This is a genomic window from Sediminicoccus rosea (genome assembly GCF_033547095.1).
In the GTDB taxonomy this organism is placed as follows: domain Bacteria; phylum Pseudomonadota; class Alphaproteobacteria; order Acetobacterales; family Acetobacteraceae; genus Roseococcus; species Roseococcus rosea.
The window spans coordinates 2,784,858-2,808,563 of record NZ_CP137852.1 but is presented as its reverse complement, the minus strand read 5'-3'; the positions used below and the strand labels follow the sequence as shown (position 1 = coordinate 2,808,563).

Here is a 23,706-nt window from a genome sequence, read left to right as displayed (position 1 = left end):
CCTTCCTTCAGCGAAGCCAGCCGGTACGCGGCGCGAGCCAGCCCCGCGGGCGCTGGGTGTCGAATGGCGGCGCCGGCGCGGGCGCGGCCTGCGACGTCGGCGATGGAGGAGCGACATTCCCAACGGCGGGAACCTCGCTCGGCCGCAGCGGCGCGTCAGCCGCTTCATCCCGCAGCCGTGCCCAGAACTGCTCTCCATAGCGATCCGCACCGAGCAGCCAGAGCGCCGCACGCGCCAGCACGGCGCAGTCCAGCGCCTCGTTCCGCTCGCGCAGCTTCGCCCATTCCTGCCGTGCGAAGCCGCGGCGGTCCTTCGTCGTGCGCAGCTGCTCGGCGACCAGCTGCTTGACCCATTCCACCTCGACCGCGCGCGGCAGATGCACCCAGCCGGGCGGCCATTCTTCGGCGTCGCCGCGGCCGAGCCAGAGCCGGCGATAGAGGTCGGCTTTCCAGGTCGAGACTGAGACGGTCCAGAGCTTGAGGCCGCGGCGGAGCTTCTGGCCGTTGACCAGGGCATCCACCGGCGTCGGGCCCTGGACAGGCTGCGCCCGGTTCCAGCCGTCGATGCCCTTTGTCGGCGCGATGCGCGGATCGCGCAGCCGGCGCAAATGGCCATAGACGGCGGCGGTGTCGCGGCCGCCCGTGTCGACGCAGAGCCGGGCGATGCGCATCGCACCGCCACCGTGCCGGGGCCAGTCGCGCGCCAGGAGCTTCGCCAGTTCGTCCCACGGCTCGCGATCCCGCGGGCTGCCAGGGATGACCACGTGGTCAACGAGCCAGGACGAGAAGCCCTCGGCCCAGCCCCAAACGTCGCATTCCAGGCGGTCGTCCTGCACGTCGACGCCGGCGGTGAGGACCAGCGCGCAGAGCGGGACCACGCCCATTGCGAAATCTTCGCGCCGCTCGACGAGCCGCTCCCAATCCGGCGCCTCTCCCTGCTCCTGCCAGGTTTCGCCTAGGACCGTGTTCTTGAAGGTTTTGATGTCCTCGGGCTTGCCCTGCGCCGCCTCCCAATCCCGCGCAATCTGCTCCCAGGACAGCCAGCCCACCGGCGAGTAGAGCGCCGAGATGTGGAAGCCGATGGTGTGCGGGTCCTGGCCCTCGGCCGTCGCGCGCCACTCGCCGCCCCCGAGCATGGCGGTCTTGTCGTGCTCCTGCATCGGGTGGTCGCAGGCGGTGCAGTGATACCGCGCCGTCTCCGGCGCGCCCTTCTCCCAGATCAGCCGCTCGAAGCGCAGCCACTGCATCTCGCCGCACTCGGTGCAAGGCACGAAGAACCGCCGCTGGTCGCTGGCGAGATACTCCCGCTCGATACGGCTGCGGCCGGCGATGGTGGGCGTGCTGACCAGGAAGGCCTTGCGCCGCCAGCCGAAGGTGCGGGCGCGGGCCTCCGCGAGCGCGATCGGATCACCCTCGCCGGCGACATCGCCGGGATAGGCGTCCACCTCGTCGAGGAAGAGGAACCGCGCCGTCATCGAGCGCAGCCCGACCGCGCTGTTGGCCCCGGTCAGCACCAGGATGCCGCCGGGGAATTCCTTCGACAGCATGGTGTTGCCGCTGTCGCGCGCACGGGCTGGCGCGACCCGCTCCCGCAGTGCGGGCGTTTCCTCCAGCAGCGGGTCGATGCGCTGGCGCGAGAAGCGCTTGGCCAGTTCCACGGTCGGCTGCACCGCCAGCGCCGGTGCTGGCACGTGGTGCATGATGTAGCCGAGCCAATTGTTGCCGCTCTCGGTCGCGCCGACCTGCGCACCCTTCATGAACACGACGCGCCGGGCGGGATGCACCGCGGACAGCGCGTCCATCACGTCCTTGAGGTAGGGCGTGCGGCTGGTGCGCCACGGGCCCGGCTCGGCCGAGGCGCGGCTGCCGAGCATGCGATGGCGCTCGGCCCACTCCGACACGGTGAGCTGCGGCGGCGGCCGGAGCATGGCGCCGACACGCCTGCGCACATGCTCACGGCTGCGGAGCCCGGTCCCCTCCGAGGCCTGCTGGATCGAAGCGATCGGCCGCCTCCGTCAGCAGGTCGTTGATGTGGCTCTGCAGGATGGTCTGCAGCAGATGCGGATCGACGCTGATCTCGGCGGCGATCAGGCCGGAGACGCGAGCCGGCCAGTTCAGTAGCGCGTCGCGCATCGTGCTGCCGATCTCGTCGAGCGCGGCATTGGCCTCGGTGACATCGACCAGCCGTCGCTTGGTCTCGTCCAGCGAGAGGCGCTGGGCTTCCACCTTCAGCGCGAGCTGCGCCACTTTCAGCCGGGCGAATGGCGTGCCCTCGGCGCCGGCGCCGCTGGCCAGAGGTGAGCGGGCGGGATCAGCGGTCTCTGTCAGGCGGCGGCGGGTTTTGTCGATGTCCCACTGGCCGTCCGGCTCGCGGGCGATGCGGCCCGCGCGTTCGGCCTTGTGGATGGCGGTGTCGCTGACGCCGAGGCGACGGGCGGCCTCGCGCGTGGAGGCGGTGAGTTCCGGCATGGCGGCGACCTCCCGCCGCACGTGATGGTCATCACGAGCAAGGGCCCGCTACCGTCCGGCGGCGAGCCCTCGACGTGTCCGGCTCCGTGGTCAGGCCGGCAGGTGGTAGATGGTGAAGGAGCCCTTCGCGCCCGTCTTGTTGGGGCCGACCATCCGCTCGCGCGACTTCACCTCGACCGCGTGGCCCTTCTTCTTCAGCCCCGCGAAGAAGCCGCGGACCGTGTGCTGCGCCCAGCCCGTCGCCTCGGCGATCTGTGCGACCGTGGCGCCCTCGGGGCGGCGCAGCATCGCCAGCACCTGCTCCTGCTTGGTGCCCTCGCGCGGCTTGCGTGGCGCGGTGGCGTCCCGTGGCGTGCGGGCGGGCTTGCCGGCTAGCAGGGTGCGCAGGGCTTCCATCGGCGCGTCAAGGGCGCCGATCATGTCGCCCTCCCGGTTTGCCTCGTCATCCCAGGCGGCGAGGATCGCCGCGGCGGTGTCGCGCAGGCTGGCGCGGGGCGTGGCGGCGCGTGCTGCGAGGGCCTGGTCGAGCAGGGTGACTTCCTCCGCCAGGGGCGCGGCCTGGGTGGCTTCGGGCGGCGGGGTGCCCTCACCCTGCGGCGCCGAGTCCTCCGCGCCCGTCGTCGCCGTGTGGGGCACGCTGCCTTCGATGCCCGAGCAGTCGGGCTCGCCGGCCCCCGCGTCGCCCTCGTTCGGGTCAATGCCGATCGCGCGCAGCCCGTCGTCGGTGATGCGCGCCACGATCCAGGTGCCTTCCTCGTCCTGGCGCCAGCCCAACCCGACGAAGTCCCGCGGGGCGTTGATCTCGGTCAGCAGGTTGTTCTTGATCAGGCTGCGGAAGACCGCGTTGCGGGCCGCGGCCGGCAGGGCCTTCGGCGCGCGCGCGAGGCCCATCTCGTGCTGCGCGGCGGCGCTCAGGATCACGCGCTGGGTGTCGGAAAGCTGGGTCATCGTGGTGGTCTCCGGTTCCGGGTGCCGACCATCGGCCCCTACTGCCGGGAGCCCCGCCGGCGTCGCCGGTCGGGGCGGTGCGGGAGGGACCCGCGTCAGAGGGCGTATTCGCCGCGGCGGAAATGCTGGTCCGCGATGTCCTTCAGCTTTGCGGTTGCGTCCGAAAGCCAGGCGGCTTCGCCCCAAAGCACCGTCTCGGGATCCGCGCCGAAATGGTCCTCGCTGGCCTGGGTGAGTTCGGCGAGGAGAGCGTCAAATTCGGCCTTCGTCGCGAGGAAGGCGGCCAGGCTGCGTTCCTGGTTGCGGGCGGCGCGGGCTTCGCGGTCGGTCATGGTCGTCTCCGTCGTGGTGCAGGGCATCCCCTGCGTGTGACGGACCATTCGCGCTGTGGCGCGCACGAGCCAAGCAAGATGCAGCGTCGTGAGATTGCTATGATTCGGCGGTCTGGATCACATCATGATCGACGATGCCGCGGGCCGCGGCGACATCGGCAAAGATGCGATCATCACCCTCCAGAACCGCGGCTTCGCCGGTCGTCTCCTGCCAGCGGCGCACGATGACGTCGGCATAGGCAGGGTCGATCTCCAGCAGCACGGCGCGCCGCCCCGTGCGTTCGGCGGCGATCATCGTCGTGCCCGAGCCGCCGAAGCAGTCCAGCACCGTATCGCGCGGCTTGCTGCTGTTGCGGATGGCACGCTCGACCAGCGCCACCGGCTTCATGGTCGGATGGAGGTCGTTCCTGGCCGGCTTGTCGAAGTGCCAGACATTCCCCTGGTCGCGGGCGCCGCACCAATAGTGCTGCGCGCCAGCCTTCCAGCCATAGAGCATGGCCTCGAACTGCTGGTGGTAGTCGGCGCGGCCGAGGGCAAAGGTGTTCTTCGCCCAGATGATGGTGCTGGACCACTTGCCGCCCGCCTCCTGCCAGACGCGATGCAGCGTCGGCCACTCGGACGAGGACATGCAGACGTAGCAGGCGCCCTTGGTGACCGAGAGCAGATTGGCCAGCGCCGGCCGCAGGAACTCGGGAAAGCTGCCGCCGAGCGCGTCATTGGCAATGGTCATCTTGGCGGCGGTGCCGCCCTCGTAGGCCACGTTGTAGGGCGGATCGACGAAGCCCATGTCGGCGAGGTGGCCAGCGCCGAGCGCGCGCTGCACGTCCTCTATCCGGGTGGCATCGCCACACAGCAACCGATGCTCGCCGCAGCGCCAGAGGTCGCCGGCGCGCGTCACTGGCACCACCGGCGGCGGCGGCGCCTCGTCGGCATCGTCGCCGAGACCGGCATCGGCCGCGGCCAGCAGCCGGTCGAGCTCCATGCCGGAGAAGCCGAGCACGTCCAGGTCGACCACCGCCTCGTCGCGGATGCGGGCGATCTCCGCGGCCAGCAGCGCCTCGTCCCAGCCGGAGTTCAGCGCGATCTGGTTGTCGGTCAGGCGCAGCGCACGCGCCTGCGCCGGGGAGAGATGGCCAAGCCGCAGCACCGGCACGGAGGCGAGGCCCAGCTGCTTCGCGGCCATGACGCGGCCATGGCCGGCAATGAGCACGCCCTCGGCGTCGACCAGCACGGGGTTCACGAAGCCGAACTCGGCGATGGACGCGGCGATCTGCGTCACCTGCGTCGGGGAATGCGTGCGCGCGTTCTCGGCGTAGGGAATCAGCGCCACCACCGGGAGGGCGGAGACGACGAGATCAGGCTGCATCGGCGGTGACCTCCTGCCGCATCGCGGCGACGGCGTCATAGTCGCGGCCATCGTCCGCCAGCGTCACGGGCAGATCGGGATGCAGCATCCGCCAGCGGGCGATCGCCAGATCCACATACGCGGGCGCCAGCTCGATCGCCCGCACGCGGCGGCTGGTGCGCTGGCCGGCGAGAATGGTGGTGCCGCTCCCGCCGAAGGGCTCGAAGATGATCTCGCCCTCGTCGGTGTAGGTCCGCATCAGGAATTCCGGCAGCACCACCGGGAACACCGCGGGGTGCTCGGTCTCAATGCCGCGGCCCTTATGGCGGGTCAGACGCAGCACGTTGTCAGGAATCCGGAAGTCCTGCACCGGCAGCCCGGCGTGCTGGTACTCGGAGATGGTGCCGTCGGCGGCGCGCAGTCCGCTCCCCTTGTTCGGCGTGCCGGCCCATTTGCAGGGGACGATCTTGTTCGCCTGCCGGGCCTGGCGGTTGAAGTGGAAGACGAACTCGAAGGCCGGCGCGAGGCGCCCGTTCCAGTCTCCCGGCAGGCCAGGTCCCTGGTCCCAGGTGTAGAGGCCGAAGCGGCGCCAGCCGCGGCCGCGCATCCAGTCGAGCCAGCCCGACCAATAGGGGATCCATTCGCTGTCGCGGTGGATCAGCCCGAGGTTCACCAGCACTTGGCCATCGGGCCGCAAAGCCGCGTCGAGATGTTGGAACACGCCCTGCATCAGGGCGTCCCAATCGGTGCCGCCGCCGGTCGTGTAGTCGCGCTGGTTCCCATAGGGCGGCGACGTGAACAGCAGCGCGGCGCGGTCCTCGCCCATCACGCGCGCGACGCTGGCGGCGTCGGTGCTGTCGCCACACAGCAGGCGATGCTCGCCCAGCAGCCAGAGGTCGCCCGGGCGGGTGACGGCCTGGCGCGGCGGCTCCGGATCGGCGTCGGCGGGATCGTCCGCCGTCTCCTCCGCATCCGCCGCACCAGTCGCGTCGCCCCCCTCGGCGGGATCTGCGGACGGAGCCTCGGGCGCGTCGCCGTCGGACACGGCATCTCCAGCCGCCGCGACGATGTCCGCGAGCTCATCCGCCGAGAAGCCGAGCGCGCCGAGGTCGATGTCCGGCGCCGCCTGCACCGCGGCGAGCGCATCACGCAACAGCGCCTGGTCCCAGGTCGCGTTCTCCGCGATGCGATTGTCGGCGAGGCGCAGCGCCTCCTTCTGCGCGGCGGACAGGTGCCGCAGCACGATGACCGGGACCTTGGCCATGCCGAGCGCGGACGCGGCCTCGAGCCGCCCGTGCCCGGCGATCAGCACGCCGTCCTCATCCACCAGCAGCGGGTTGGTGAAGCCGAACGCCAGCATGCTGGCCTTGATCTGCTCCAACTGCGCGGCGCTGTGCACGCGCGCGTTGGCGGCATGCGGGCGCAGCTCCGCCACCGGACGCAGCAGGATCTTCGCCGCCATCCAGGGGAGCGTCATCGGGCCATCCGGTTTGCAGGTGGTTTGCAGGGCAATGGCCCGGCGTCGGTTTGCAGCTAACGATTTGAAGCCGCGGGCGAAGGCTGCAAACCGCAACCCATGTTTTCGGCCTGGCGCTAGCGATGTTGCGCGCTTCCGCCCCCCGCATACAGCGGGGCCAGGAAGGAACCATCGGCTCGCGAGCCACAGTGGCCGATCAGCGGACGAGTGGCTCGGGAGCCACTGGCCGCAGCCGCAATTCAACGACTGTCGAGAGATTACCCGATGTGAGTTTCAGGCATCAACGCGACATTCTTTCGCTGGCTTACCTTCTTCTTCGCTTTCAGATCAGAGGGCGTCAGCTCGCCGATCCAAGGCGGAGCAGAGCATGCTCCAGGCGATGGCACGTTGGGCACAGCAGCTTGAAGTCCGCGAGCGTCGTTACGCGGCGTCCTTCCTCCAAGGGATGAAGGTGATGCACATCCAGCAGGCTTCGCGGTTTGATGCCGGTGCCATTGGCCCGGATGACGGGATCAAACGAACAATCGTCGCAGCGCAGCGTCTTGACTTTCTGCCGATCCTGAATGAACTTTTGAGCCAACCACGCCGCTCGGCGGCGGACCTTAACCCATTGCTCTTTGGTCATCCCTTCGATTGCGTTGTCGCCGAGCTCGCTGTCGATGTGCCGACTGATTCGTGTCTCGATTTCGCTCCGCTCGGCCGCTGCAATATCTGCCTGGATCCCGATCCACGCATTCGCCGTCGGGCGAAGCAGGATTGGTAGCGAAGAAATGGCACGTCGTTCTTCGTCATTGAGTGGGCGCAGCGTGGCTGACGGATGCGCGAAAACGCGCTGCATCGCGTCGGGCCCCAGCACGTCACGAGCAAGCGGCTTCGTTGGAATTTCGTAGCTCTCGACGATCGGGAACGCGACTGACCACCGTCGACGCCTACCATCCTCATCCCACATGTCCTGCATGCGCTCGTAGTCAGCATCCCCAAGGATACTTTTGAGGGAAAGGGAGGACGATCTGAGCCGGTGGACAGCGACAAGCCGCCCCGCAACTGCGGCGTGTTCAGCGCGCTCGGCCAGATAGCGCGGGTCTGCGAGATATGCGGGCTTAGGCGTACCGAAATTCAACGTGATGTATTCAATGACGTATCCATTGCCTGCCTGGGACGAAATTGTCGCTTGGCATCGTCCAGGCGCATCTGGGCCGTCTCCGGCTGGTGTGAAACCAATCCAGTGAGACGCGACCAACCAGTCCGCCTTCGCTGCGGTGACTGGGGCAGGCAGATCGGCGATCGAGTTCGCGGGCATCTCGTCCAATGGCAGTTTGCTACGGAAACGTAGCGGCGTGAGAGGCCGCGGGGAAGTTCGGCTCCATCACGCGGCGCGTCCCCGCGACACCAAGCCGTAGTGCGCCGCCAGCACGCTGAGGGCCGCGACCAGCATCCCCTGCGCCTGCGTCGCCGGCACCGTCCGGCCACCCCAGCCCTGCCGCATCGCCCATTCCCTGACTGAGCATTCCAGGCCGACAACGTGCCAGACGCAGCTCCCGGCGGCGCTGTCCGAGCCGCCGAGCACATCCATGGCGGATGCCACCCTGTCTCTAGCTGCGATCTGCTGTTCCGTGATGCAGTCGCCTCCGCCGCCTACGATCCGGATCAGCGGCACGGCACGCAGGCCGTCCAGCATCGCTGACCGGAACTGCCGCCGGAAGATCCCGCCCGCCTCGAACATCTCGGCGGTGATGGTGCCGTTGGCCTGCATGGCGCCCAGCGTGTCCACGGCGCGGCGATGCTGCACCAGGCTGCCCGTCTCGGGATCCGCGTCTCGGATCGGCTCGCCGAAGCCGCCATGCTGAAGCCGCCACTTCGAGGGGCCCATCGATTCCTTCTGCTTCGTGGTCTTCGCCTTCCGCTTACCGGCCATGAGTCTTCTCCTGCTGCCGTGGGCCCCAGCGGCGCACGGCTTCGTTCTGGACTGCCTGGCGCAGCCAGGGATCGGTGATGTCCTCGACGTGCAGCGAGACGACGCCGTGCTGCAGCCAGACGCGGCGGCGCAGCATTTCCATCTCAGGCACGGTGGTTGCGCTGCGGCTTCCGCGGTCGAGGGACGAGCGGGGCGGCAACGGCGCGCCAGGCGTGCTCATGCCGGCCTCCCCCGACCGTGCCCTTGAAGAGTGGTGAAGAGTCGAGGGGGTGAGAGGGGTCTAACTATCTGATCAATATAACTATTCAATTCTTCAAACTCTTCAAAGGGTCTCTCTCCCCCGCACCCCTGCCCGGGCGTCTGCATACGCCCGCGTGAAAAGTTGAATTGTTGAAGAGTCCCGTTTTCTGCGGGTTTGCGCGCGTCATGCAGCATCACTCTTCAAGCCCTCCTGCGGTTCGGTGGCGATGATCCAGCTGGTGCCGGGGCCTGACGCGTTCTGCGTGACCTCGATCGCGATCTGCTTGCTGTCGAGCAGCGTGGCGATGGCGTCCTCCCGCTCGGCCTTCGAGAGGAACTGCGTCTTCCGGACGAAGGCGCTGCGGCTGATCCGGCCGGCCTTGCGGATCACCTCCAGGACCTTCTTGATGCGGGAATGCGCGGGCGTGTCGGCGACGAGACGCTCTGCTTCGCGCAGCAACGTGCCGATGCAGTGCTCGACCAGCGCCGAGGCCCAGGTTACGTCGCGGGCCTCGGTGATGGGCCGGGCGGGATCACGACTGACCGCGGCGATCATCGCCAGCTTCGCCGCGTTCTCGGCGTATCTACCGAACAGGGCGGTGGCGTAGGTGCCACGGTGCGACCGCAGGAGATCGGTGGCTTCGCGCCGCACGCGAGCCATGGCCGCCTCGGCGTCCGCGGTCAGCGGCACGGTATAGGCGTGGATCGGCGCCGAGGATTCCATGGCGTCGGCGATGTTCCCGCCATGGCTGTGGCCGGGCACGCCGCGGGCGATCCCCTGCAGCGCCGACACCAGCGCCGGCGGCGGATCCATCGGCGCCGGAGTCTCATTGCGCTCCGGGTAGTCGTCGTCGGTCAGGAAGACCAGGAAGCGCGCGATGGAGCCGTCCGCCAGCGCGCCACCTTCGAGCGCCGTCCACAGCGGGCCCGGGACGGTGACGCCCCAGATGCAGGCGCAGGGCTGCTCGATGGTGACGCGCGGCCGCGCCTTCTGGTCGGCGTATTCGGCGCCGATGTAGGGCTCGGCCGCCGAGGTGTAGAGCTTGGTGAGTTCCGACCAGATGGCCGCCTTATGGGCCGGCGCGCGCGCATTCAGGACGAGCTTCAGGAATTGGCCGAATTCGTCCACCTGGAACAGGCGGGCCGGATGGCGCTGCAGCGACGTGAGCAGGCCCGCCGAGGAGGCGAGATCCTCACCACCGAGGTAGCGGTCCAGGCCTGCCGCATAGATCGCCCGCTTGGCGCAACGCCGGGCATGGTCCTTGCCGCCGCCGCTGTCGGCGATGCCGATGGCGTAGACGTTGCTGCGCAGATCGGTGGGCGTGCGATACCGGCGACCGGCGATGGCGCCGACCAGGCAGATGGCGGCACCGAGCGAGAGAAACGGCTGCGGGCTGACGGCGCTGGCCGTGGCATAGTCCACGAACATGCGCAGCGTGCCATCGACCTGCAGCAGCTCGGGCGGCACGCGATACGGCTTCGGCGGCGGCGCGATCGGCAGCGGCGCGACCGCGACCTTCGCCAGCAGGCCCGCCGCGGGATGCGGCTGTGCCGCCTGCTCGGCGGCAGTTCCGTTCAGCGTCAGCGCGGGATCCGGTACCCAGCCGCGCTGCTCGGCCAGCCAGTAGATTTTCCCTGCGCCGACGCTGTGCGGCCGCAGCGAGGCCCAGCGGCGCTCGGGGGTGTCCGATCGGCCGGACTGGCCCGACTTCCCGGACCGCCGCGACCAGTCGAGCCAGAGGTCGCGCCCCTCCTCGCCGATCGCGGCCTTGATGGCGGCGCCGACGGTGATCCACTCGTTGCCCGGCAGGTCGTCATTCGGCAGCCAAGCCAGCGCCGCGGCGATGGCGTCCCGCGTGCCCTTCGGGTCGCTGGGGCCGCGCCAGGTGCTGGTCGGTGCGTCCGCCAGGATCGAGTTGACCCGGACCTCATCCGGCACGAGCTGCCAGGCCGCGTCCAGGAACGTCGCGCAACTTGCCTCGTCCACCACCGACAGCCGGGAGAGCGGCATCTCCACCAGGCTGTCCTCCGGCCATTCATAGGGGCGGCCGGTGTCGGGGTGGACGGCATAGGCCACGAATTGCTGGCCGCGCGCCAGCAGCTCGAGGGGGTGGCGCTTCCGGCCTGCGAAGGGCGTGGCGGCGCGATAGACGAGCAGCCGCTTCGGGGCGCGGCCGATGCGCAGGCAGGGGGTGTCGCCGAGCATCGCCGTGGCGAGCTCGGCGATCTGGATGGCCAGCGCGCCGTCCAGGATGTCGATGTCGATGCCCACCACGGCGCCGGTCGCGATGCCCACGCCGCAGCCCGGCCAGCGGCGCCAGATGTCCACCTCGAAGGATTTCGTCGGCCGGTCGCAGTGACGCGCCCAGTCGGGATAGGGCGACCATTCCCCGCCCGTGAAGCGCCCTGGCACCTTCGTGCCCGGCATGATGGGGATAACGGAATAGCCATTGTCGACCAGGCGCTCGCCGTAATCGGCCATGAAGGAGGGAGCATCCGTCATTCGTTGCCACGCTCCTGTGCGGCGATCGCTGCGTCGCAGGCGCGCTCCAGCCGCAGGATCTCGGGATAGAGCGCCGCAATCTGCTCGGCAGCGCGCTGGAGCGCCTGGCGCGCCCGCTCCAGTTCGGCGTGGATCCCGCGCGCGGGGCCACGAATGTCTGATGCGAGGTCGCCAAGGTGGTGCGCAGCCCTGGCCCAGGGCGGTTGCTTCGCGCGTGGACGATACGGCTTGCGCGGCGCCGGAGCGTTCTTGGTCGCGAGGCCGGCCCGGACCTTCTCCATGTCCCAGGCGCCACTTGGCTCACGCGCGATCCGTCCGGCGCGTTCAGCCTTCTGGATCGCGGTGTGCGAAATGCCGAGCCGGCGCGCCACCTCTCGGGCAGAGGTAACGCTGCTCATCGGCAAGCACCCGCGGCGAGCGGCGGCGCGGAGTGCCGGCCCTGATCCAGCCGGCGCGCAAGCTCGTCCTGGTAGGCGGTGATGATCACCTCCAGCAGCGTCAGCCACTCAGCCTCGGTCAGCACCGCGAGGTCGGTCTTGCCGATGCTCTCCAGGTACTCGCCCGCCATGGGGCTGGCCGCCGCGATGGCGGCAATCTCGTGCTCGTCGGGATCAACCACGCCCCACCTCCGGCAGAGCGCGCTCATGCAGCGCATGGAGCAGGCGGGAAGCGGCTCGCTGGTCCGCACGCGCGGATCGAACCAGCCAAAGCCGCGCGCGGTGCGGAGACGACAGGCTGCGCATCTCACACGAACCTCGCGGCGGCGATCTCGGTGTACTGGCCGGCCGGCCGCACCTGGATCGCGATGGGACGGCGCAGCTGGTCGAGCTGTGCCAGCGCCTCATCGACCGTCACCGGGGGCGGCAGATTGCCGGCGCGGCGCCGCCACCAGCCCACCGCCTTGTCGCGCGGGAAGCCAGTGTGCTCGAAGCACACCCATTCGCTGTGGCGCGCGAGGCCGCATTCGTAGGTGACGCGCAGCGACGCCGGCTTCCCGGGCTTGTCGTGGCGCGCATAGGTGATGCCGGTCACGTCGCACCAGGCCGCCTGGATCTGCGTCGAGAGCAGCGCGTTCGACGCCGCCTGCGGTGCGACCTTCACCACGGGCGGCGGGAACTCGTGATCACACTCGATGCAGTGCCGCGCGCTGGCGTGGTTGATGGTCTGGCACTCGGGGCACACCTTGATCGGCGCCTCGCCATCGCCGGCAGGTTCCTTCTTCCGGCCATCCACCGTGTCGATCGGACCGTGCCGCGCCGTGTTGCCAGCGAAGTCCAGCACGAGGCAGTCATCCTTGCCCTCGGCGAGGCGCGTGCCGCGGCCGACCATCTGGACGTAGAGGCCCACGCTCTTCGTGGGGCGGAGCAACGCGATGAGGTCCACCCCCGGCGCATCGAAGCCGGTGGTCAGGACATTGGCGTTGGTGACGCACCGCAGCCGCCCCGCCTTGAAGGCCGCCAGGATGCCGTCCCGCTCCGGCCCCGGCGTGTCGCCGGTGACCGTCTCGGCGGAGATGCCATGCTCGCGGATGGCGTCGCGGACATGGCGCGCGTGCGCCACGCCCGAGCAGAACACCAGCCAGGAGCCGCGGCCCTCGCCGTGCTGGACGATTTCAGCCACCGCGGCGCGCGTGACCTCGTCGCGATCGACCGCCGCCTCGAGGTCCTTGGCGATGAATTCGCCGCCGCGGGTGCCGACGCCGCCCACGTCGAGCTGCGTCGAGGTCTGCTTCGGGACGACCGGGCAGAGATAGCCCTGCTGGATCATTTCCAGTACCGGCACCTGGAATGCGATGTCGGTGAAGAGCCGATCCTTCCCCTCGTGCAGCATGCCGCTGTCGAGCCGGTAGGGCGTGGCCGTGAAGCCCACGACCTTCAGCAGGCCCGCGTTGATCTCGTTCAGCTGCGCCAGGAAGGAGCGGTACATGCCACTGTCGCCGCGGCCGAGCAGGTGCGCCTCATCGATCAGCACCAGGTCACAGCGCTGCACCTGCCGCGCGTGGCGGTGGATGGACTGGATGCCGGCGAACAGGATCTGCGCGTGGATGTCGCGGCGGGACAGGCCGGCCGAGTAGATGCCGGCCGGCGCCTCGGGCCAGGCGCGCAGCAGCGCCATGAAGTTCTGCTGGATCAGTTCCTTCACGTGGGTGAGGATCAGCACGCGGGTGTCGCCATAGGCGGCGATCGCCTCGCGCGTGAAGCCGGCAATGCAAAGGCTCTTGCCGGTGCCGGTCGGCATCACGACCAGCGGGTTGCCGCTGCTGGCCGAGAAGTAGTCGTAGAGCGCCTCGATGGCGGCGCGCTGATAGGGGCGGAGCGACAGGGTCATGCCGCCACCCCCATCGCCACGGCGTCGACCTTGCTGAGCCAGCGCCCGCCCACATCGCAGCCGGTGCAGATCAGCTCGGCGATGTGCGGCCCCTTGCCGGGCCCCACGCGATAGATCGTGGCGCGGCAGATGCGGCACGGGAGGTGCGAGACGACGTCGGGCGGCGCCGCGGCGGGCACGCCGTCACGCCATTCGGTGCCGTCCGGCAGCCGATAGCTGACCCAGTCCTCGCCCGCGTCGATCTGCTCGGCGGCCACGAAATCCGGCAGATAGAGATGCGCCGCGCAGCCTGCCTCCTGATCGCGCCGGCCGAGAGGGGCGTGGTGGCGCGCGCAATGCCAGTCGCCACCCTGCGCGGGCGAGGCATGGAGGCAGGACCGGCAATGCCGCTCCGGTGCCGCGCCGGAATGGCAGATGGCGTGGTGGTCGCAGAAGCGGCACTGCCACCAGGCGGGATCCTGGCTGATGCGGGCCGGGGGCCGGGCCGCGCCAATGATCCGCTCGGCCTTGGCCAGGATGCGCAGGCCCGCCTCGGCATCGTGGCGGATGCGCTCCTGGTAGAGCTCGTCCGTGTCCTTGCAGACCGCCAGGTAGAAGGCCCGGTCGAGGCCGGCGAGATGCATGTAGGCCTGCATCTGCGCCCAGTGCAGCGGCTTGGAGGCGGCGACGCCCTCGGCCTTCAGCTTGGCGAAGGACTTGGTGCTGTGGGTCTTGAACTCGCAGACGTGCCAGGTCGCCGGCGCCTCGGGCAGGCCGATCGCCACTGCGTCCATGCTGCCGCCGAAGTGGCCGGAGGCATCGCGCAAGTTCCACTGGCGCCCCGATGCGGGATCCAGGTCCAGGACCGTCACGCCGATGCGGCGCAGGTCGGCGACGAAGCGGGCCTCGGCCAGATTGCCGGTGTCGAACAGCCGCAGCAGCCGGCCGGTGTGGCGCGCACGCGTGGCCCAGCGGAAGGAATACCAGATGGCCCGCTCGCATTCGGTGCCGATCAGCGAGGCGCCGAGATGTGCGCGATAGCCGTTGTCCGCTGCCGCCTCATAGGCTGCGTAGATGGCGGTGACGGTGGGGGACGCGGGCGGAGGAAGGGCAGCCATGACCTGATCCTGGTTCGAGGGAGGGAGGCCGGCAGGCGGGCTGCCTGCCGGCTGGTGATCAGGCATTGCGGCGCCAGGGCGGGGTCGCTGCCGCGCCGGTGCGCGCAGCGGGCGGAGGTGCCGCGGCGGCCGGGCGGGGCCCCGGGGTGGCAGGGCGCGGGGCGGTGGCGGTGGCCGCGCCGGCATTGGCCGCCGAGTACCCGGCCACCTTGTTCCGCGCCTCGCGGTAGACGCCGTACTTGTCGTTGCCGGCCGGCTCGACCTTCAGCGTCACGATCAGCGGCTTGAAGTGCAGCTGCTCGCTGTCGCTGACATGCACCTGGCCGACCGCGTGGCAGATGGCCGACAGCGTGCGCTGCGCGATCTCCACCGTCTGTTCGTTGCGGTTCACCAGGTTCAGCTGGTCGAAGATCTTCCGGCGCACGGAAGGGCCTTCCAGCACCTCGAACACCAGCTTGAGGAGCTGCCCATCGCCGGCCTTGGTCGGCAGCATCTCGCTCTCGATCAGATGCGCGAGGTATTTGCCGGGCGGCATCACCTCGAGCGGGACGGCGGGGGCGACTTCCGTCGCGTCAAAGGTTCCATTGAGGGATGCCATGGGTCAGCTCCGGGCTTCGGTGGTGGAGGCGGGGGCGGCGCTGGGCGGCGCCGCGTAGAAGGGGATGCCGGCGGCGAGCTCGGGCCAGGACAGCGGCAGCGTCTCGGCCAGACCGAAGCGGTTCTTCGCGAGGAAGGCCGGCCGCTCGGCGGTGTGCAGCAGGCGATCACCGCCGCTGACGCCGCGGACCACCTTCTTGTTGAAGCCGACATCCGACTTCAGCGTGCTGACGCGATAATTCGCGAAGAGCACGGCATCGACATGCTCCTGCACCAGAGCCGAGGCACTGCGATGCAGCTTGGGCTGGTACCGGTCGTAGGGTTCCGTCTCGGGGCTGTCGAAGCGCTTGATCTCGGCGTGGGCGATGAGGATCACGCCCATGCCGCGCTCGTCGCGCAGCGCGTTCACGCCGTCGAGAAAGCTGCGCCAGGTATCCAGCGCGGCGAGATACCCCTTGCCGTAGCCGAAGGACTCGATGTCCGGCTGGTTGTGCGTCTGCGCCGTATGCCGCCACACCAGCGGCTCCAGCCAATCGAGGCTGTCCACCACCAGCGTCTGGAAGTCGTGCGGCTCGGAGTAGAGCGCGCCCAAAGCCTCCATGATTTCATCGAAGCTGCGCAGCAGCCCGAAGGTGGTCGCCTCGATCCGGCCGAGGCCATCCTCGGTCTGCAGGATGACGGGCCTAGGCGAGGCGGCGGCGAACTCTGTCTTGCCGACACCGGCCACGCCGTAAAGCAGCAGGCGCGGCGGTGAGAGGCTGGTGCTGCTGCGCAGGGATGCGAGCGAGATCGCCATTAGTTCGACTCCTGCTTCGCGGCGCGGGGCTTGGCCTTGATGACGTCGACCTTGATGTCGCCGCCGGCGCGCGCGACGACTTCGGTGAAGCTGTCGAGCGTCGGCTCGAAGGCGGCGACGTCCTTCGCGCGGGCGACGGCATCGCCCTGCAGCGGGATGACGACCTGGATGCGGAGTTCGTGCGCCATCACGCGGCGTCCTTCTGTTCGAGGGTGTAGGAGGGGCGGCCGGTGGCGACGGTGCGTGCCGGCTCGAACACCGCACGGATGCGCGGAGGCCAGGCCGTGAAGCGGCTTTCGGGCACGCGGATCTCGGTGGTGACGTAGTCCGCGGGGTCCTCGCCCCACGCCACGATGGTGGCGACCGCCGCGGCCAGCTTCGGCTGGTCCCACGCCGCCTTCTTCGGGAGGTCTGCGACGACCTCGAAGGCGTCATCCGTGATGCGGACACGGCCGGTGTCCTTGCCCTCGGCACGACGGGCCGCGGCGGCGGGGGCGCCATACCGGGCGTGCAGCGCGTCGTGCAGCAGGTCGGCGAGGTGCTTGGCGTCGGCCTTCAGCGCCCCGACCTCTTCCAGCAGGAGCGCCAGATGATCGACGGGCATGCGGGCGGCCTGCGCGGCGTCCATCTCGCGCAGCTGCGCCAGAGTGGTTCGGTTGGTCATGGTGGTCCCGTTCAACGAGGAGGTGCCCGGCTGGATGGGCGATGCAGGCGGCCGGGCGGGCGCGGGCATCGGCATGGGGGTGGCGCTCATGGGATGGTCGCCAGCTCGGCCAGCCAAAGGAGCGCGATGAAGCCGCCGGCCAGCAGCGCGCCGCCGGCCAGGGTGCGGAGCGCTTCGCCGATGGCGTGCACGCGGCGGGCGGTGCGCGGGCTCACGGCGTCGCCCCGGCGATGGCATCGGCCGGCGGCAGCGGACCTTCCTCGGCCTGGCGCGCGCGGTGGGCGCGCTCGCGATCGGCATCGGGGTCCGTGCAGCGCACGCTGCGGCGCGCGATTTCGATCCAGACGTGCAGCGGCAGCACCACCATGGGCGTCGCGCGGTCACGCCAGAGGAACAGCGCGTCATTGCCGCCAAGCCAGCGCTCCAGCGTCTTGAAGCCATCGCCTTCGCCGCGCGCCTTGACCTCGGCCTTCACCGGCTCTGGGCCGCGCACGTAGAGATCGACGTCGGCGCCATTGCCGCGATACCGCACGGCACCGGAGAGCGGCACGCGCTCGGCGCGCAGGCCGCATTTCACGTGGATGTCGACGATGGCGCGCTCGCGGCGCAGGCCCTTGTCGCGGGAGGATTTGCCCATGGCCGGTCTCACGCCGCCTGCCGGTGGGGAACCGGGGCGCGCATCTTCGCCTGCGCCGGCTGCGGCGCGCTGGTCGCGTCGCGGGTCTGTGCCGCCTCGAAGGTCTCGATGTCCTCGAGGCGATAGGCCACGCGCCCACCCAGCTTCAGGAAGGCGGGCCCCTGGCCAAGCCAGCGCCAGCGCTCCAACGTGCGGGGGCTGAGGCACCAGCGGCGCGCCACCTCCGCCTGCGTCAGATGCTTCACTGTCATCGGTGTCTCCCTCGCGCTGGTTCGAACAACCGCGGGGAAGATCGCTTCAGGACAGGGAGAAGAAGGAGGTGGGGTTAGGGAGAAGAAAAGGGAGAAATCGGCCTACAGGTCGAAGCCCCAGGCGCCCTTCGCCGAGGTGAGGTAGGGCTTCAGGAGCTTCCACTTCACGCCACCAAAGTGCCGGTGCAGCGTTCCATGGTCGGTGAGCTCGCGGATTGGCACGCGCCTGCCGGCATAGAAGCCGTTAACCAGCTTGCGGATGGCCTCGATGTGGTCGTCCGACCTGAAGACGATTGGTTCGCCGCCGTGGATGCGCAGGCGTGTTCCATCCGGCGATAGGTCCAGGGGGCCCGGAGCGGCCGCCACTGCCACACCCCGCATCCGGGCGTCGAGGATCTCGCCGCTCACGGCCAGGCTATCCGCCGCGGCCAACACGTCGCGGATCGGCACCAGGATCGTGCCAGGCAACGTCACCTCGCGAAGGCGAGCGGCGCGACTGCTGCAGAGGATGATGACATCCCGCGGATAGGGCCGTGCCAGCAATGCAGCCGAGACCTGGGCCCGCACCGCGGCGTGCCACAGGCGGCGCGCGAACCATGTCTGGACACGCGCCGGGCGCTTGCCCAGGCGGGCATCGCCGATCTCCCAGAGCAGCCCGTCGATCAATGGCCGCAGCAGGCGCGTGGACGGCAACGCCAGATCATTTGCGACCGCGGCGAGGGTGTTGGCGATTTCGACCCGATACCGGACCAGCCGCGCAGCCGGCACTGCAATCAGGCCGCCGGACGGGCTGAAGCATGCGAGCCCGCCCGCCTTCTCGGATCGAATCAGCGTCACCGGCGCGTCGTCGTGATCCGAGAGCGATGCCGAGACGATCTCGTGACCGTGGGGCACCAGCAGCCCGCTGGCGCGCAACATGCCAACGGGGCCGGGCGACATCTCCGCCACGGCCCCGTTCAGGAAGGGCTCCTCCAGGTCCAGCACCTCGAGGAGCAGCGCGACAGCCTCGGCGGAGAGCCGGGGCGGTTCGTCAGACATCCCGCAGCATCCGCCAGCGCTTCAGGTACTTCTCACCGACCAGGCGCTCGCGGTCGGTACGGTCCTTCAAATCGCAGCCCTTCGGCATGGAGATGGTGACCGGCAGCGTGCGACCGCCGCGTACCCCCGGCGTCGCATGGAACTTGATGGTGAAGCGGACCTGCGTGACCTTGTAGCCGCCGGCCAGCGGATCACTTTCGCCAAAGCGTGCCTCCGCCATCTGCCAAATGCTGCGCTCGGCACCGCGCATGCATTCCAGCGTCACGCGCTCGCCCTGCGTCTCGTAGGGCATCAGCCGAAGCAGCGTGACCTTCACGGACTCGATGTTGTCCTCGACGTCGTGGGGGAAATCGAAGGGCTGCAGCAGGTGGTCCAGTGAGTACTGGCGGATGGGGATGCGGTCGCCCTGGAACGGGGCACCCAGCATGTGTTCGGCGAACAGGCGCACCAGGTCTTCGCGGGTCTCCCGCGCCTGCGCCACCACCTCGATGGTGCCGGAGGCAGGCTCGTAGGTGATGGCCGCCTCGACCACCGGGCGGAAGGGAAGCCGGTCCAGCTTGCCGTTGACGAAGGCGCGGCGGTCCCCGGCGCGGCCTTCGCGGTAGATGGCGACCTGGATCAGCTCCGCATGCTCCCCTTCCAGCGACGGGCGGGAACGGTCGCAGATCTCCACCTCGACATGCTTCGTGTCGAAGTGCGTGGCGATGGCCGCCTTGAACGCCGTGTAGGGATCGCCGTCGCGCGGGACCGTCAGGCCGGGCAGGCACTCGAAACCATCCCACATGCGGCCATAGCGGCGGTCATCGGCGTAGCGGACCTCCTCCGCGTGACCGAAGCCGGCGGGGTCCTTGAGGAACATCCAGAGCGCCCGGGCATGCCCGTTCTCCAGGGAGTCGAGGGCCTCGGCGGAGGCCGTGATCGAATAGAGCGCGGCCTGACCGGGCTCGTCCGCCATGGCACCCACCCGATCGGCGTCGTTCATGACGCGCAGACGCTCAGCGTCGTCCATGGCGTCCACCGCCCGCAGCAGGGGCGGGACCACTTCGTTCGCGGCGCCCTCCCACACCACATCGGCCGGCAGGACCGCCTTGATGGACATGAAGTAGGCATGGAGCGACGCGGGCGGCGTGCTCCGGATGAAATCCGGGACTGTCGGCACGGGGGGTCTTTCGATCAGGGGGACGCCAGCCAATCCGGCGCTCCGCTAATCGACGTATCAAGACTCGGTGTGCGGGCACAAGCGAAAAGATACGCACAGGAGCGTAGTCTTGTCGGCTTAGCCGAACAGCGTGGGGGGGCCTTCTGAATCGGCCAGGAGACCGAGTTTCCGCAACCGAACCTGCGCCGCCTCGGCCGAGACCTGGAAGCTGGCCATGATGTGCCGCTCCGCCTCGGCGGCCGGCGGCGTGCCGATGACGGCAGCGCCATGGATCCCCCGGTCCCGGAGAAGGTCCCCAACCGCCCGGCGCACCTGCTGGGCCGGCATGAGGATGGCACCACTGACGTAGCCGGCCTGCCATTCGAGCCAGTCGAACTCAGTGGTCCCCATCATGCTGTCGCGCTTGCAGACGGTCCGCGGCTCGGCACGTGCGGCCTCGAACATGTGCGGCGGCGCGGCGAACACGTGGTCGAACACGGCGCGGTGGTAGAAGGCGTGGCCCAGTTCATGCGCGAGGGTCGTCCGGAGGCGATTCTGCCGGTTGGCCTGCTCGGTCAGCTGGGCGGAGATCAGGATCTGCGGCAGCTGGCCGGGCAGGAAGCAGGTCATCCCCTCGACGTCGTCGCCCTCGTCGGAGAGGTCGGCATACTGGTCGAGGCTGCTGCTGTGCTGCTCGACCAGGACCGTGAGGTCATCGGTGGAGAGCGGGAAGCGGACCTCGCCATGACGCTCCTGCAGGAAGGCCGTGACCAGCCGCTCGCAATCGCGGTCGATCTCCGCTGCACGCAGGAAGAGCCGCTGCGGAAAGCGCCCTGACTTGTCGATCGACCAGCTCGCCACGCATGCAATCCTATTTCGAGAGGGCTTTCCGGAACGCCTTGAAGGCCCTGACCCTGGTCGCCGAATCGGTCGCGGCGGCGCGGAGGTCCTCGGGGATCTTGCCGGCCAGCACGAACAGGTCATCCGCATCCACGGATAAGGCCCGGGCGAATTCTCTGATCAGCTGGTCGGAAGTGGGGCTGCGGCGGTCGTGCTCGATGTCGTTGAGGTACTGCGGCGATATCGAACCCGAGCCGTCCTCCTTCTGGACGGCGGCAGCCAGGTCCTTCTGGCTGATCCCCTTCTTCTTCCTGGCGGCAATGATGGCCTGTCCCAGGGTGGTGGTTGGCGTTGTCATCGCCCTTGCATCCGGCGAAATCCTTGCCTGTGGCACTTAGCGGAGTGGCGTAGTCGGCGCTTGACTCCTACGTCAAGCTGCGAAGCTGGACGTGGCGCAGGATTTAGCTTCCGGGATGAGCCCCGGCGCCGGAGGCGATTCGCGGCGCCGCGACCGACGTTGTGCGAAAGCTGGCCTGGCGACGCCCTACGCGGGATTTCGCAGCCATGCTTTTGTTCCCGCGGGCCTTCTCTAAGAGATTGTTTTCGCTGTTCTTCTCGGTCGGGCGACACGATCTTGCCTCCCAGCCATGCCACCGAACCCCTCCAATCCCCACCTCCCGCCGCACCTCCGCGAGGTCTGCAGCATCCTGGCCGCCGGCCTCGTGCGGCTGCGCAGCCGCGCTGCCGAGGAAGCTGCGCGCGAGGCTGCTGACCGCGGAGACCATGCCCTACACTTCCTGGCCCCCCAGCGCGTGGATGCGAACCGGACCAACCGGAGACCCGCATGACACGCGCCACCAAACCAAAACCCGGCACCCCGCCGGTGCCGACCATCCCCGCCATTCCGCCGGCCGACGTGCTGGGCCGGCTGGCGGCCCTGAAGACCACCGCCACGCCGGACCTGAAGCAGCAATGGCGGGAGCTCTTCGCAGCCGAGCCGCCGCCCTACAATCGGCGCTTCCTGGAGAGCCGCCTGGCGTATCGGATCCAGGAGCTGGCCTATGGCGGCTTGAAGCCGGAGACGGTCCAGCGCCTCGAGGCCTTGGGTGAACAGCTCGACGGCGGTAATCCCGTCCTCCGGCGCATCCGCGGCGACGACAAGCCGATCGCCGGCACGCGCCTCATCCGCGAGTACCAGGGCGTCGAGCACAGCGTCACCGTGCTGCACGACGGCTACGAGTATCAGGGGCGCCCCTACCAGTCGCTCTCCTCCATCGCGCGCGCCATCACCGGCACGCGCTGGAATGGCTGGCTGTTCTTTGGCCTCAAGAACCGGAGGGGCACGGCATGAAGCGCAAGCCAGCCGCCGAAGCCGCGATGCCGGCCACGGTCAGGAAAATCCGCGCCGCCGTCTACACGCGCAAGTCGAGCGAGGAAGGGCTCGAGATGGAGTTTAACTCGCTCGACGCGCAGCGCGAGGCGTGTGAGGCCTACATCACCAGCCAGCGGTCGGAGGGCTGGGTGCTGGTGCCGGACCGCTATGATGATGGCGGCGTCTCTGGCGGCACGCTGGAACGGCCTGCGCTGCGCCGCCTGCTGGCGGACATCGAGCGCGGGCTGATCGACGTGGTGGTGGTCTACAAGATCGATCGGCTGTCGCGCGCGCTGATGGACTTCGCCAAGCTGGTGGAGGTGTTCGACGCGAACAGCGTGACCTTCGTGTCCGTGACGCAGTCCTTCAACACGACCACCAGCATGGGGCGGCTCACGCTAAACATCCTGCTCAGCTTCGCCCAGTTCGAACGCGAGGTCATCGGCGAGCGCATCCGCGACAAGGTGGCGGCGTCGCGGGCGCGCGGGATCTGGATGGGTGGCTTCGTGCCGCTCGGCTACGACGCGCGGGATCGCAAGCTGCTGGTGAACGACGCCGAGGCGGCGCTGGTGCGGCGAATCTTCGAAGGCTTCGTCGAGACGGAATCCGGCACCAAGCTTGTGCAGGCACTGCGTGCCGAGGGCGCCACCACGAAGCGCGGGCGCGCCTTCACCAAGAGCGACGTCTATCGCGTGCTGAGCAACCGCACCTATCTCGGCGAGGCGATGCACAAGGGGAAGTCGCACCCCGGCGAGCATGCCGCCATCGTGCCGCGGGCGATGTGGAACGCGGCGCACGCCCTGCTGGCGATCAGCCCGAAGACACGCGCCAATCGCACCCGCTGCCAGACGCCTTCGCTGCTGCGCGGGCTGATCTTCGGGAGCGACGGGCGCGCCATGTCGCCCACCCATGCGCGGGGGCGCCGCGGGCAGCAGTACCGCTACTATGTCAGCCAGTCGGTGCTGAAGGGCAGCGCCGCGGACGGGCCGACCATCGCGCGCATTTCGGCCGCGGAAATCGAGGGCGCGGTCATCGCTCAGGTCCGGGGGCTGCTGCGCCAGCCGGAGGTGGTGCTGGGCGCCTGGCGCGCGGCGCGGGCCTCGGCGCCGGACATGACGGAGGACGAGGCCCGGCTGGCGCTGGAGCGGCTGGACCCGCTGTGGGAGGAGCTGTTCCCCGCGGAGCAGGCGCGGATCATCCGCCTCCTGGTCGACCGGGTGGACATTGGGGCAGGCGGCGCCGACGTGCGGCTGAAGCTGGAAGGGCTGGCCAGCCTGGCGCGGGACCTGGCGACGCCGGCCGAAGCAGCGAGGGCGGCAGCGTGACCGGCGCGGCGCAGATGCTGACGGTACGGGTGCCGCTGGCGGTCCGGAAGCAGCGGGGCGGGCGGAAGCTGATGATCGCGCCGAACAGCCCGGCGAACCGCGGCGCCTCGGCTTCGGACACTACGCTGGTGAAGGCGGTGGCCCGGGCGTTCCGGTGGCGGCGGATGATGGAGGCGGGCCGCTACGGCACGATCAATGAGCTGGCGGCGGCCGAGAAGATCAACTCGTCCTATGTGTCGCGCCTACTGCGCCTCACGCTGCTGGCGCCGGACATCGTCGCGGCGATCCTGGATGGGCAGCAGGCGGATGGGATGACCCTGCCGGGGCTGATGGAGCCGTTTCCGGTGGAGTGGGCGAGCCAGCGATTAAACATCGAAGGAAAAACAACAGCCTAG

At 69.4% G+C, this 23,706-nt stretch carries 28 protein-coding genes; 3 read left to right on the top strand and 25 right to left on the bottom strand.

Translation table 11 applies throughout. From position 1 onward, the window contains the following. Nucleotides 1-7 precede the first annotated feature (7 nt). The 25 genes from R9Z33_RS13580 to R9Z33_RS13460 form a co-directional block, all read right to left on the bottom strand. Nucleotides 8-1,927, bottom strand: a complete 1,920-nt coding sequence (locus R9Z33_RS13580) for a phage terminase large subunit family protein (RefSeq protein ID WP_318647113.1) — start codon at nucleotides 1,925-1,927, stop codon at nucleotides 8-10. 25 nt (nucleotides 1,928-1,952) lie between these two features. Next, nucleotides 1,953-2,468, bottom strand: coding sequence for a MerR family transcriptional regulator (locus tag R9Z33_RS13575; protein ID WP_318647112.1), 516 nt, complete (start codon nucleotides 2,466-2,468; stop codon nucleotides 1,953-1,955). Nucleotides 2,469-2,558: 90 nt separating this feature from the next. Then, nucleotides 2,559-3,416, bottom strand: coding sequence for a DUF3489 domain-containing protein (locus tag R9Z33_RS13570; RefSeq protein WP_318647111.1), 858 nt, complete (start codon nucleotides 3,414-3,416; stop codon nucleotides 2,559-2,561). 95 nt (nucleotides 3,417-3,511) lie between these two features. Next, on the bottom strand, nucleotides 3,512-3,748 hold the full coding sequence (locus R9Z33_RS13565) for a hypothetical protein (protein WP_318647110.1): 237 nt from the start codon (nucleotides 3,746-3,748) through the stop codon (nucleotides 3,512-3,514). Nucleotides 3,749-3,845: 97 nt separating this feature from the next. Next, a complete protein-coding gene (locus R9Z33_RS13560; protein WP_318647109.1) occupies nucleotides 3,846-5,114 on the bottom strand; it encodes a site-specific DNA-methyltransferase in 1,269 nt (422 codons plus the stop codon). After that, nucleotides 5,104-6,570, bottom strand: a complete 1,467-nt coding sequence (locus R9Z33_RS13555; protein WP_318647108.1) for a site-specific DNA-methyltransferase — start codon at nucleotides 6,568-6,570, stop codon at nucleotides 5,104-5,106. Before R9Z33_RS13555 ends, R9Z33_RS13560 begins: the two co-directional genes overlap by 11 nt. Nucleotides 6,571-6,907: 337 nt before the next feature. Beyond that, the gene (locus tag R9Z33_RS13550) at nucleotides 6,908-7,870 is read right to left on the bottom strand and encodes an HNH endonuclease (RefSeq protein WP_318651649.1); all 963 of its coding nucleotides are present in this window, start codon (nucleotides 7,868-7,870) and stop codon (nucleotides 6,908-6,910) included. A 66-nt stretch (nucleotides 7,871-7,936) separates the two neighbouring features. After that, complete coding sequence (locus tag R9Z33_RS13545; RefSeq protein WP_318647107.1) at nucleotides 7,937-8,485, bottom strand: DUF6456 domain-containing protein; 549 nt, start codon at nucleotides 8,483-8,485, stop codon at nucleotides 7,937-7,939. After that, nucleotides 8,475-8,705, bottom strand: a complete 231-nt coding sequence (locus R9Z33_RS13540) for a hypothetical protein (protein ID WP_184381934.1) — start codon at nucleotides 8,703-8,705, stop codon at nucleotides 8,475-8,477. Before R9Z33_RS13540 ends, R9Z33_RS13545 begins: the two co-directional genes overlap by 11 nt. A 204-nt stretch (nucleotides 8,706-8,909) precedes the next feature. Next, complete coding sequence (locus tag R9Z33_RS13535; protein ID WP_318647106.1) at nucleotides 8,910-11,228, bottom strand: bifunctional DNA primase/polymerase; 2,319 nt, start codon at nucleotides 11,226-11,228, stop codon at nucleotides 8,910-8,912. Continuing rightward, nucleotides 11,225-11,626 carry a hypothetical protein gene (locus R9Z33_RS13530; protein WP_318647105.1) on the bottom strand — a complete coding sequence of 134 codons (402 nt, stop codon included), beginning with the start codon at nucleotides 11,624-11,626 and terminating at the stop codon, nucleotides 11,225-11,227. Before R9Z33_RS13530 ends, R9Z33_RS13535 begins: the two co-directional genes overlap by 4 nt. Next, the gene (locus tag R9Z33_RS13525) at nucleotides 11,623-11,847 is read right to left on the bottom strand and encodes a DUF6511 domain-containing protein (protein ID WP_184381931.1); all 225 of its coding nucleotides are present in this window, start codon (nucleotides 11,845-11,847) and stop codon (nucleotides 11,623-11,625) included. The genes R9Z33_RS13530 and R9Z33_RS13525 overlap by 4 nt, the downstream gene beginning before the upstream one ends. A gap of 125 nt (nucleotides 11,848-11,972) precedes the next feature. Further along, on the bottom strand, nucleotides 11,973-13,556 hold the full coding sequence (locus R9Z33_RS13520; protein ID WP_314214952.1) for a DEAD/DEAH box helicase: 1,584 nt from the start codon (nucleotides 13,554-13,556) through the stop codon (nucleotides 11,973-11,975). Beyond that, on the bottom strand, nucleotides 13,553-14,653 hold the full coding sequence (locus R9Z33_RS13515; protein WP_318647104.1) for a PD-(D/E)XK nuclease family protein: 1,101 nt from the start codon (nucleotides 14,651-14,653) through the stop codon (nucleotides 13,553-13,555). The genes R9Z33_RS13520 and R9Z33_RS13515 overlap by 4 nt, the downstream gene beginning before the upstream one ends. Before the next feature lie 58 nt (nucleotides 14,654-14,711). Beyond that, nucleotides 14,712-15,251: a DUF669 domain-containing protein gene (locus tag R9Z33_RS13510; RefSeq protein WP_318647103.1), complete on the bottom strand. Its 540-nt coding sequence runs from the start codon at nucleotides 15,249-15,251 to the stop codon at nucleotides 14,712-14,714. A 3-nt stretch (nucleotides 15,252-15,254) separates the two neighbouring features. Further along, nucleotides 15,255-16,046, bottom strand: coding sequence for an ATP-binding protein (locus tag R9Z33_RS13505; protein ID WP_318647102.1), 792 nt, complete (start codon nucleotides 16,044-16,046; stop codon nucleotides 15,255-15,257). Then, nucleotides 16,046-16,234: a hypothetical protein gene (locus R9Z33_RS13500; protein ID WP_318647101.1), complete on the bottom strand. Its 189-nt coding sequence runs from the start codon at nucleotides 16,232-16,234 to the stop codon at nucleotides 16,046-16,048. Before R9Z33_RS13500 ends, R9Z33_RS13505 begins: the two co-directional genes overlap by 1 nt. Further along, nucleotides 16,234-16,800 (bottom strand): hypothetical protein, encoded by a 567-nt coding sequence (locus tag R9Z33_RS13495; RefSeq protein WP_318647100.1) that lies wholly within the window; start codon nucleotides 16,798-16,800, stop codon nucleotides 16,234-16,236. The genes R9Z33_RS13500 and R9Z33_RS13495 overlap by 1 nt, the downstream gene beginning before the upstream one ends. Then, nucleotides 16,797-16,925: a hypothetical protein gene (locus R9Z33_RS13490; protein ID WP_281419604.1), complete on the bottom strand. Its 129-nt coding sequence runs from the start codon at nucleotides 16,923-16,925 to the stop codon at nucleotides 16,797-16,799. The genes R9Z33_RS13495 and R9Z33_RS13490 overlap by 4 nt, the downstream gene beginning before the upstream one ends. After that, a complete protein-coding gene (locus R9Z33_RS13485; RefSeq protein WP_318647099.1) occupies nucleotides 16,922-17,347 on the bottom strand; it encodes a hypothetical protein in 426 nt (141 codons plus the stop codon). Before R9Z33_RS13485 ends, R9Z33_RS13490 begins: the two co-directional genes overlap by 4 nt. 8 nt (nucleotides 17,348-17,355) lie before the next feature. Beyond that, nucleotides 17,356-17,598 carry a helix-turn-helix transcriptional regulator gene (locus R9Z33_RS13480; RefSeq protein ID WP_318647098.1) on the bottom strand — a complete coding sequence of 81 codons (243 nt, stop codon included), beginning with the start codon at nucleotides 17,596-17,598 and terminating at the stop codon, nucleotides 17,356-17,358. A gap of 102 nt (nucleotides 17,599-17,700) precedes the next feature. After that, entirely contained in the window at nucleotides 17,701-18,636 is a 936-nt protein-coding gene (locus R9Z33_RS13475; RefSeq protein ID WP_318647097.1) for a hypothetical protein, read from the bottom strand. Next, on the bottom strand, nucleotides 18,629-19,735 hold the full coding sequence (locus R9Z33_RS13470; protein ID WP_318647096.1) for a hypothetical protein: 1,107 nt from the start codon (nucleotides 19,733-19,735) through the stop codon (nucleotides 18,629-18,631). The genes R9Z33_RS13475 and R9Z33_RS13470 overlap by 8 nt, the downstream gene beginning before the upstream one ends. A 177-nt stretch (nucleotides 19,736-19,912) precedes the next feature. After that, entirely contained in the window at nucleotides 19,913-20,635 is a 723-nt protein-coding gene (locus R9Z33_RS13465) for an ImmA/IrrE family metallo-endopeptidase (protein WP_318647095.1), read from the bottom strand. 10 nt (nucleotides 20,636-20,645) lie between these two features. Beyond that, nucleotides 20,646-20,972 carry a helix-turn-helix domain-containing protein gene (locus tag R9Z33_RS13460; RefSeq protein WP_203077362.1) on the bottom strand — a complete coding sequence of 109 codons (327 nt, stop codon included), beginning with the start codon at nucleotides 20,970-20,972 and terminating at the stop codon, nucleotides 20,646-20,648. Nucleotides 20,973-21,458: 486 nt separating this feature from the next. Here R9Z33_RS13460 and R9Z33_RS13455 point away from each other — a divergent pair, with 486 nt between their 5' ends. The 3 genes from R9Z33_RS13455 to R9Z33_RS13445 are packed head-to-tail and all read left to right on the top strand — an operon-like array spanning nucleotide 21,459 to nucleotide 23,706. Further along, the gene (locus R9Z33_RS13455; protein WP_318647094.1) at nucleotides 21,459-21,965 is read left to right on the top strand and encodes a DUF2924 domain-containing protein; all 507 of its coding nucleotides are present in this window, start codon (nucleotides 21,459-21,461) and stop codon (nucleotides 21,963-21,965) included. After that, nucleotides 21,962-23,311, top strand: coding sequence for a recombinase family protein (locus R9Z33_RS13450; protein WP_318647093.1), 1,350 nt, complete (start codon nucleotides 21,962-21,964; stop codon nucleotides 23,309-23,311). Before R9Z33_RS13455 ends, R9Z33_RS13450 begins: the two co-directional genes overlap by 4 nt. Next, nucleotides 23,308-23,706 carry a hypothetical protein gene (locus R9Z33_RS13445; RefSeq protein ID WP_318647092.1) on the top strand — a complete coding sequence of 133 codons (399 nt, stop codon included), beginning with the start codon at nucleotides 23,308-23,310 and terminating at the stop codon, nucleotides 23,704-23,706. The genes R9Z33_RS13450 and R9Z33_RS13445 overlap by 4 nt, the downstream gene beginning before the upstream one ends.

What these genes read in the sequence shown, in the direction of transcription:
- R9Z33_RS13580 (WP_318647113.1), bottom strand. Translation starts at nt 1,927, where the DNA reads ATGCTCCGGCCGCCGCCGCAGCTCACCGTGTCGGAGTGGGCCGAGCGC.
- R9Z33_RS13575 (WP_318647112.1), bottom strand. Translation starts at nt 2,468, where the DNA reads ATGCCGGAACTCACCGCCTCCACGCGCGAGGCCGCCCGTCGCCTCGGC.
- R9Z33_RS13570 (WP_318647111.1), bottom strand. Translation starts at nt 3,416, where the DNA reads ATGACCCAGCTTTCCGACACCCAGCGCGTGATCCTGAGCGCCGCCGCG.
- R9Z33_RS13565 (WP_318647110.1), bottom strand. Translation starts at nt 3,748, where the DNA reads ATGACCGACCGCGAAGCCCGCGCCGCCCGCAACCAGGAACGCAGCCTG.
- R9Z33_RS13560 (WP_318647109.1), bottom strand. Translation starts at nt 5,114, where the DNA reads ATGCAGCCTGATCTCGTCGTCTCCGCCCTCCCGGTGGTGGCGCTGATT.
- R9Z33_RS13555 (WP_318647108.1), bottom strand. Translation starts at nt 6,570, where the DNA reads ATGACGCTCCCCTGGATGGCGGCGAAGATCCTGCTGCGTCCGGTGGCG.
- R9Z33_RS13550 (WP_318651649.1), bottom strand. Translation starts at nt 7,870, where the DNA reads ATGCCCGCGAACTCGATCGCCGATCTGCCTGCCCCAGTCACCGCAGCG.
- R9Z33_RS13545 (WP_318647107.1), bottom strand. Translation starts at nt 8,485, where the DNA reads ATGGCCGGTAAGCGGAAGGCGAAGACCACGAAGCAGAAGGAATCGATG.
- R9Z33_RS13540 (WP_184381934.1), bottom strand. Translation starts at nt 8,705, where the DNA reads ATGAGCACGCCTGGCGCGCCGTTGCCGCCCCGCTCGTCCCTCGACCGC.
- R9Z33_RS13535 (WP_318647106.1), bottom strand. Translation starts at nt 11,228, where the DNA reads ATGACGGATGCTCCCTCCTTCATGGCCGATTACGGCGAGCGCCTGGTC.
- R9Z33_RS13530 (WP_318647105.1), bottom strand. Translation starts at nt 11,626, where the DNA reads ATGAGCAGCGTTACCTCTGCCCGAGAGGTGGCGCGCCGGCTCGGCATT.
- R9Z33_RS13520 (WP_314214952.1), bottom strand. Translation starts at nt 13,556, where the DNA reads ATGACCCTGTCGCTCCGCCCCTATCAGCGCGCCGCCATCGAGGCGCTC.
- R9Z33_RS13515 (WP_318647104.1), bottom strand. Translation starts at nt 14,653, where the DNA reads ATGGCTGCCCTTCCTCCGCCCGCGTCCCCCACCGTCACCGCCATCTAC.
- R9Z33_RS13510 (WP_318647103.1), bottom strand. Translation starts at nt 15,251, where the DNA reads ATGGCATCCCTCAATGGAACCTTTGACGCGACGGAAGTCGCCCCCGCC.
- R9Z33_RS13505 (WP_318647102.1), bottom strand. Translation starts at nt 16,046, where the DNA reads ATGGCGATCTCGCTCGCATCCCTGCGCAGCAGCACCAGCCTCTCACCG.
- R9Z33_RS13500 (WP_318647101.1), bottom strand. Translation starts at nt 16,234, where the DNA reads ATGGCGCACGAACTCCGCATCCAGGTCGTCATCCCGCTGCAGGGCGAT.
- R9Z33_RS13495 (WP_318647100.1), bottom strand. Translation starts at nt 16,800, where the DNA reads ATGAGCGCCACCCCCATGCCGATGCCCGCGCCCGCCCGGCCGCCTGCA.
- R9Z33_RS13485 (WP_318647099.1), bottom strand. Translation starts at nt 17,347, where the DNA reads ATGGGCAAATCCTCCCGCGACAAGGGCCTGCGCCGCGAGCGCGCCATC.
- R9Z33_RS13480 (WP_318647098.1), bottom strand. Translation starts at nt 17,598, where the DNA reads ATGACAGTGAAGCATCTGACGCAGGCGGAGGTGGCGCGCCGCTGGTGC.
- R9Z33_RS13475 (WP_318647097.1), bottom strand. Translation starts at nt 18,636, where the DNA reads ATGTCTGACGAACCGCCCCGGCTCTCCGCCGAGGCTGTCGCGCTGCTC.
- R9Z33_RS13470 (WP_318647096.1), bottom strand. Translation starts at nt 19,735, where the DNA reads ATGTCCATCAAGGCGGTCCTGCCGGCCGATGTGGTGTGGGAGGGCGCC.
- R9Z33_RS13460 (WP_203077362.1), bottom strand. Translation starts at nt 20,972, where the DNA reads ATGACAACGCCAACCACCACCCTGGGACAGGCCATCATTGCCGCCAGG.
- R9Z33_RS13455 (WP_318647094.1), top strand. Translation starts at nt 21,459, where the DNA reads ATGACACGCGCCACCAAACCAAAACCCGGCACCCCGCCGGTGCCGACC.
- R9Z33_RS13450 (WP_318647093.1), top strand. Translation starts at nt 21,962, where the DNA reads ATGAAGCGCAAGCCAGCCGCCGAAGCCGCGATGCCGGCCACGGTCAGG.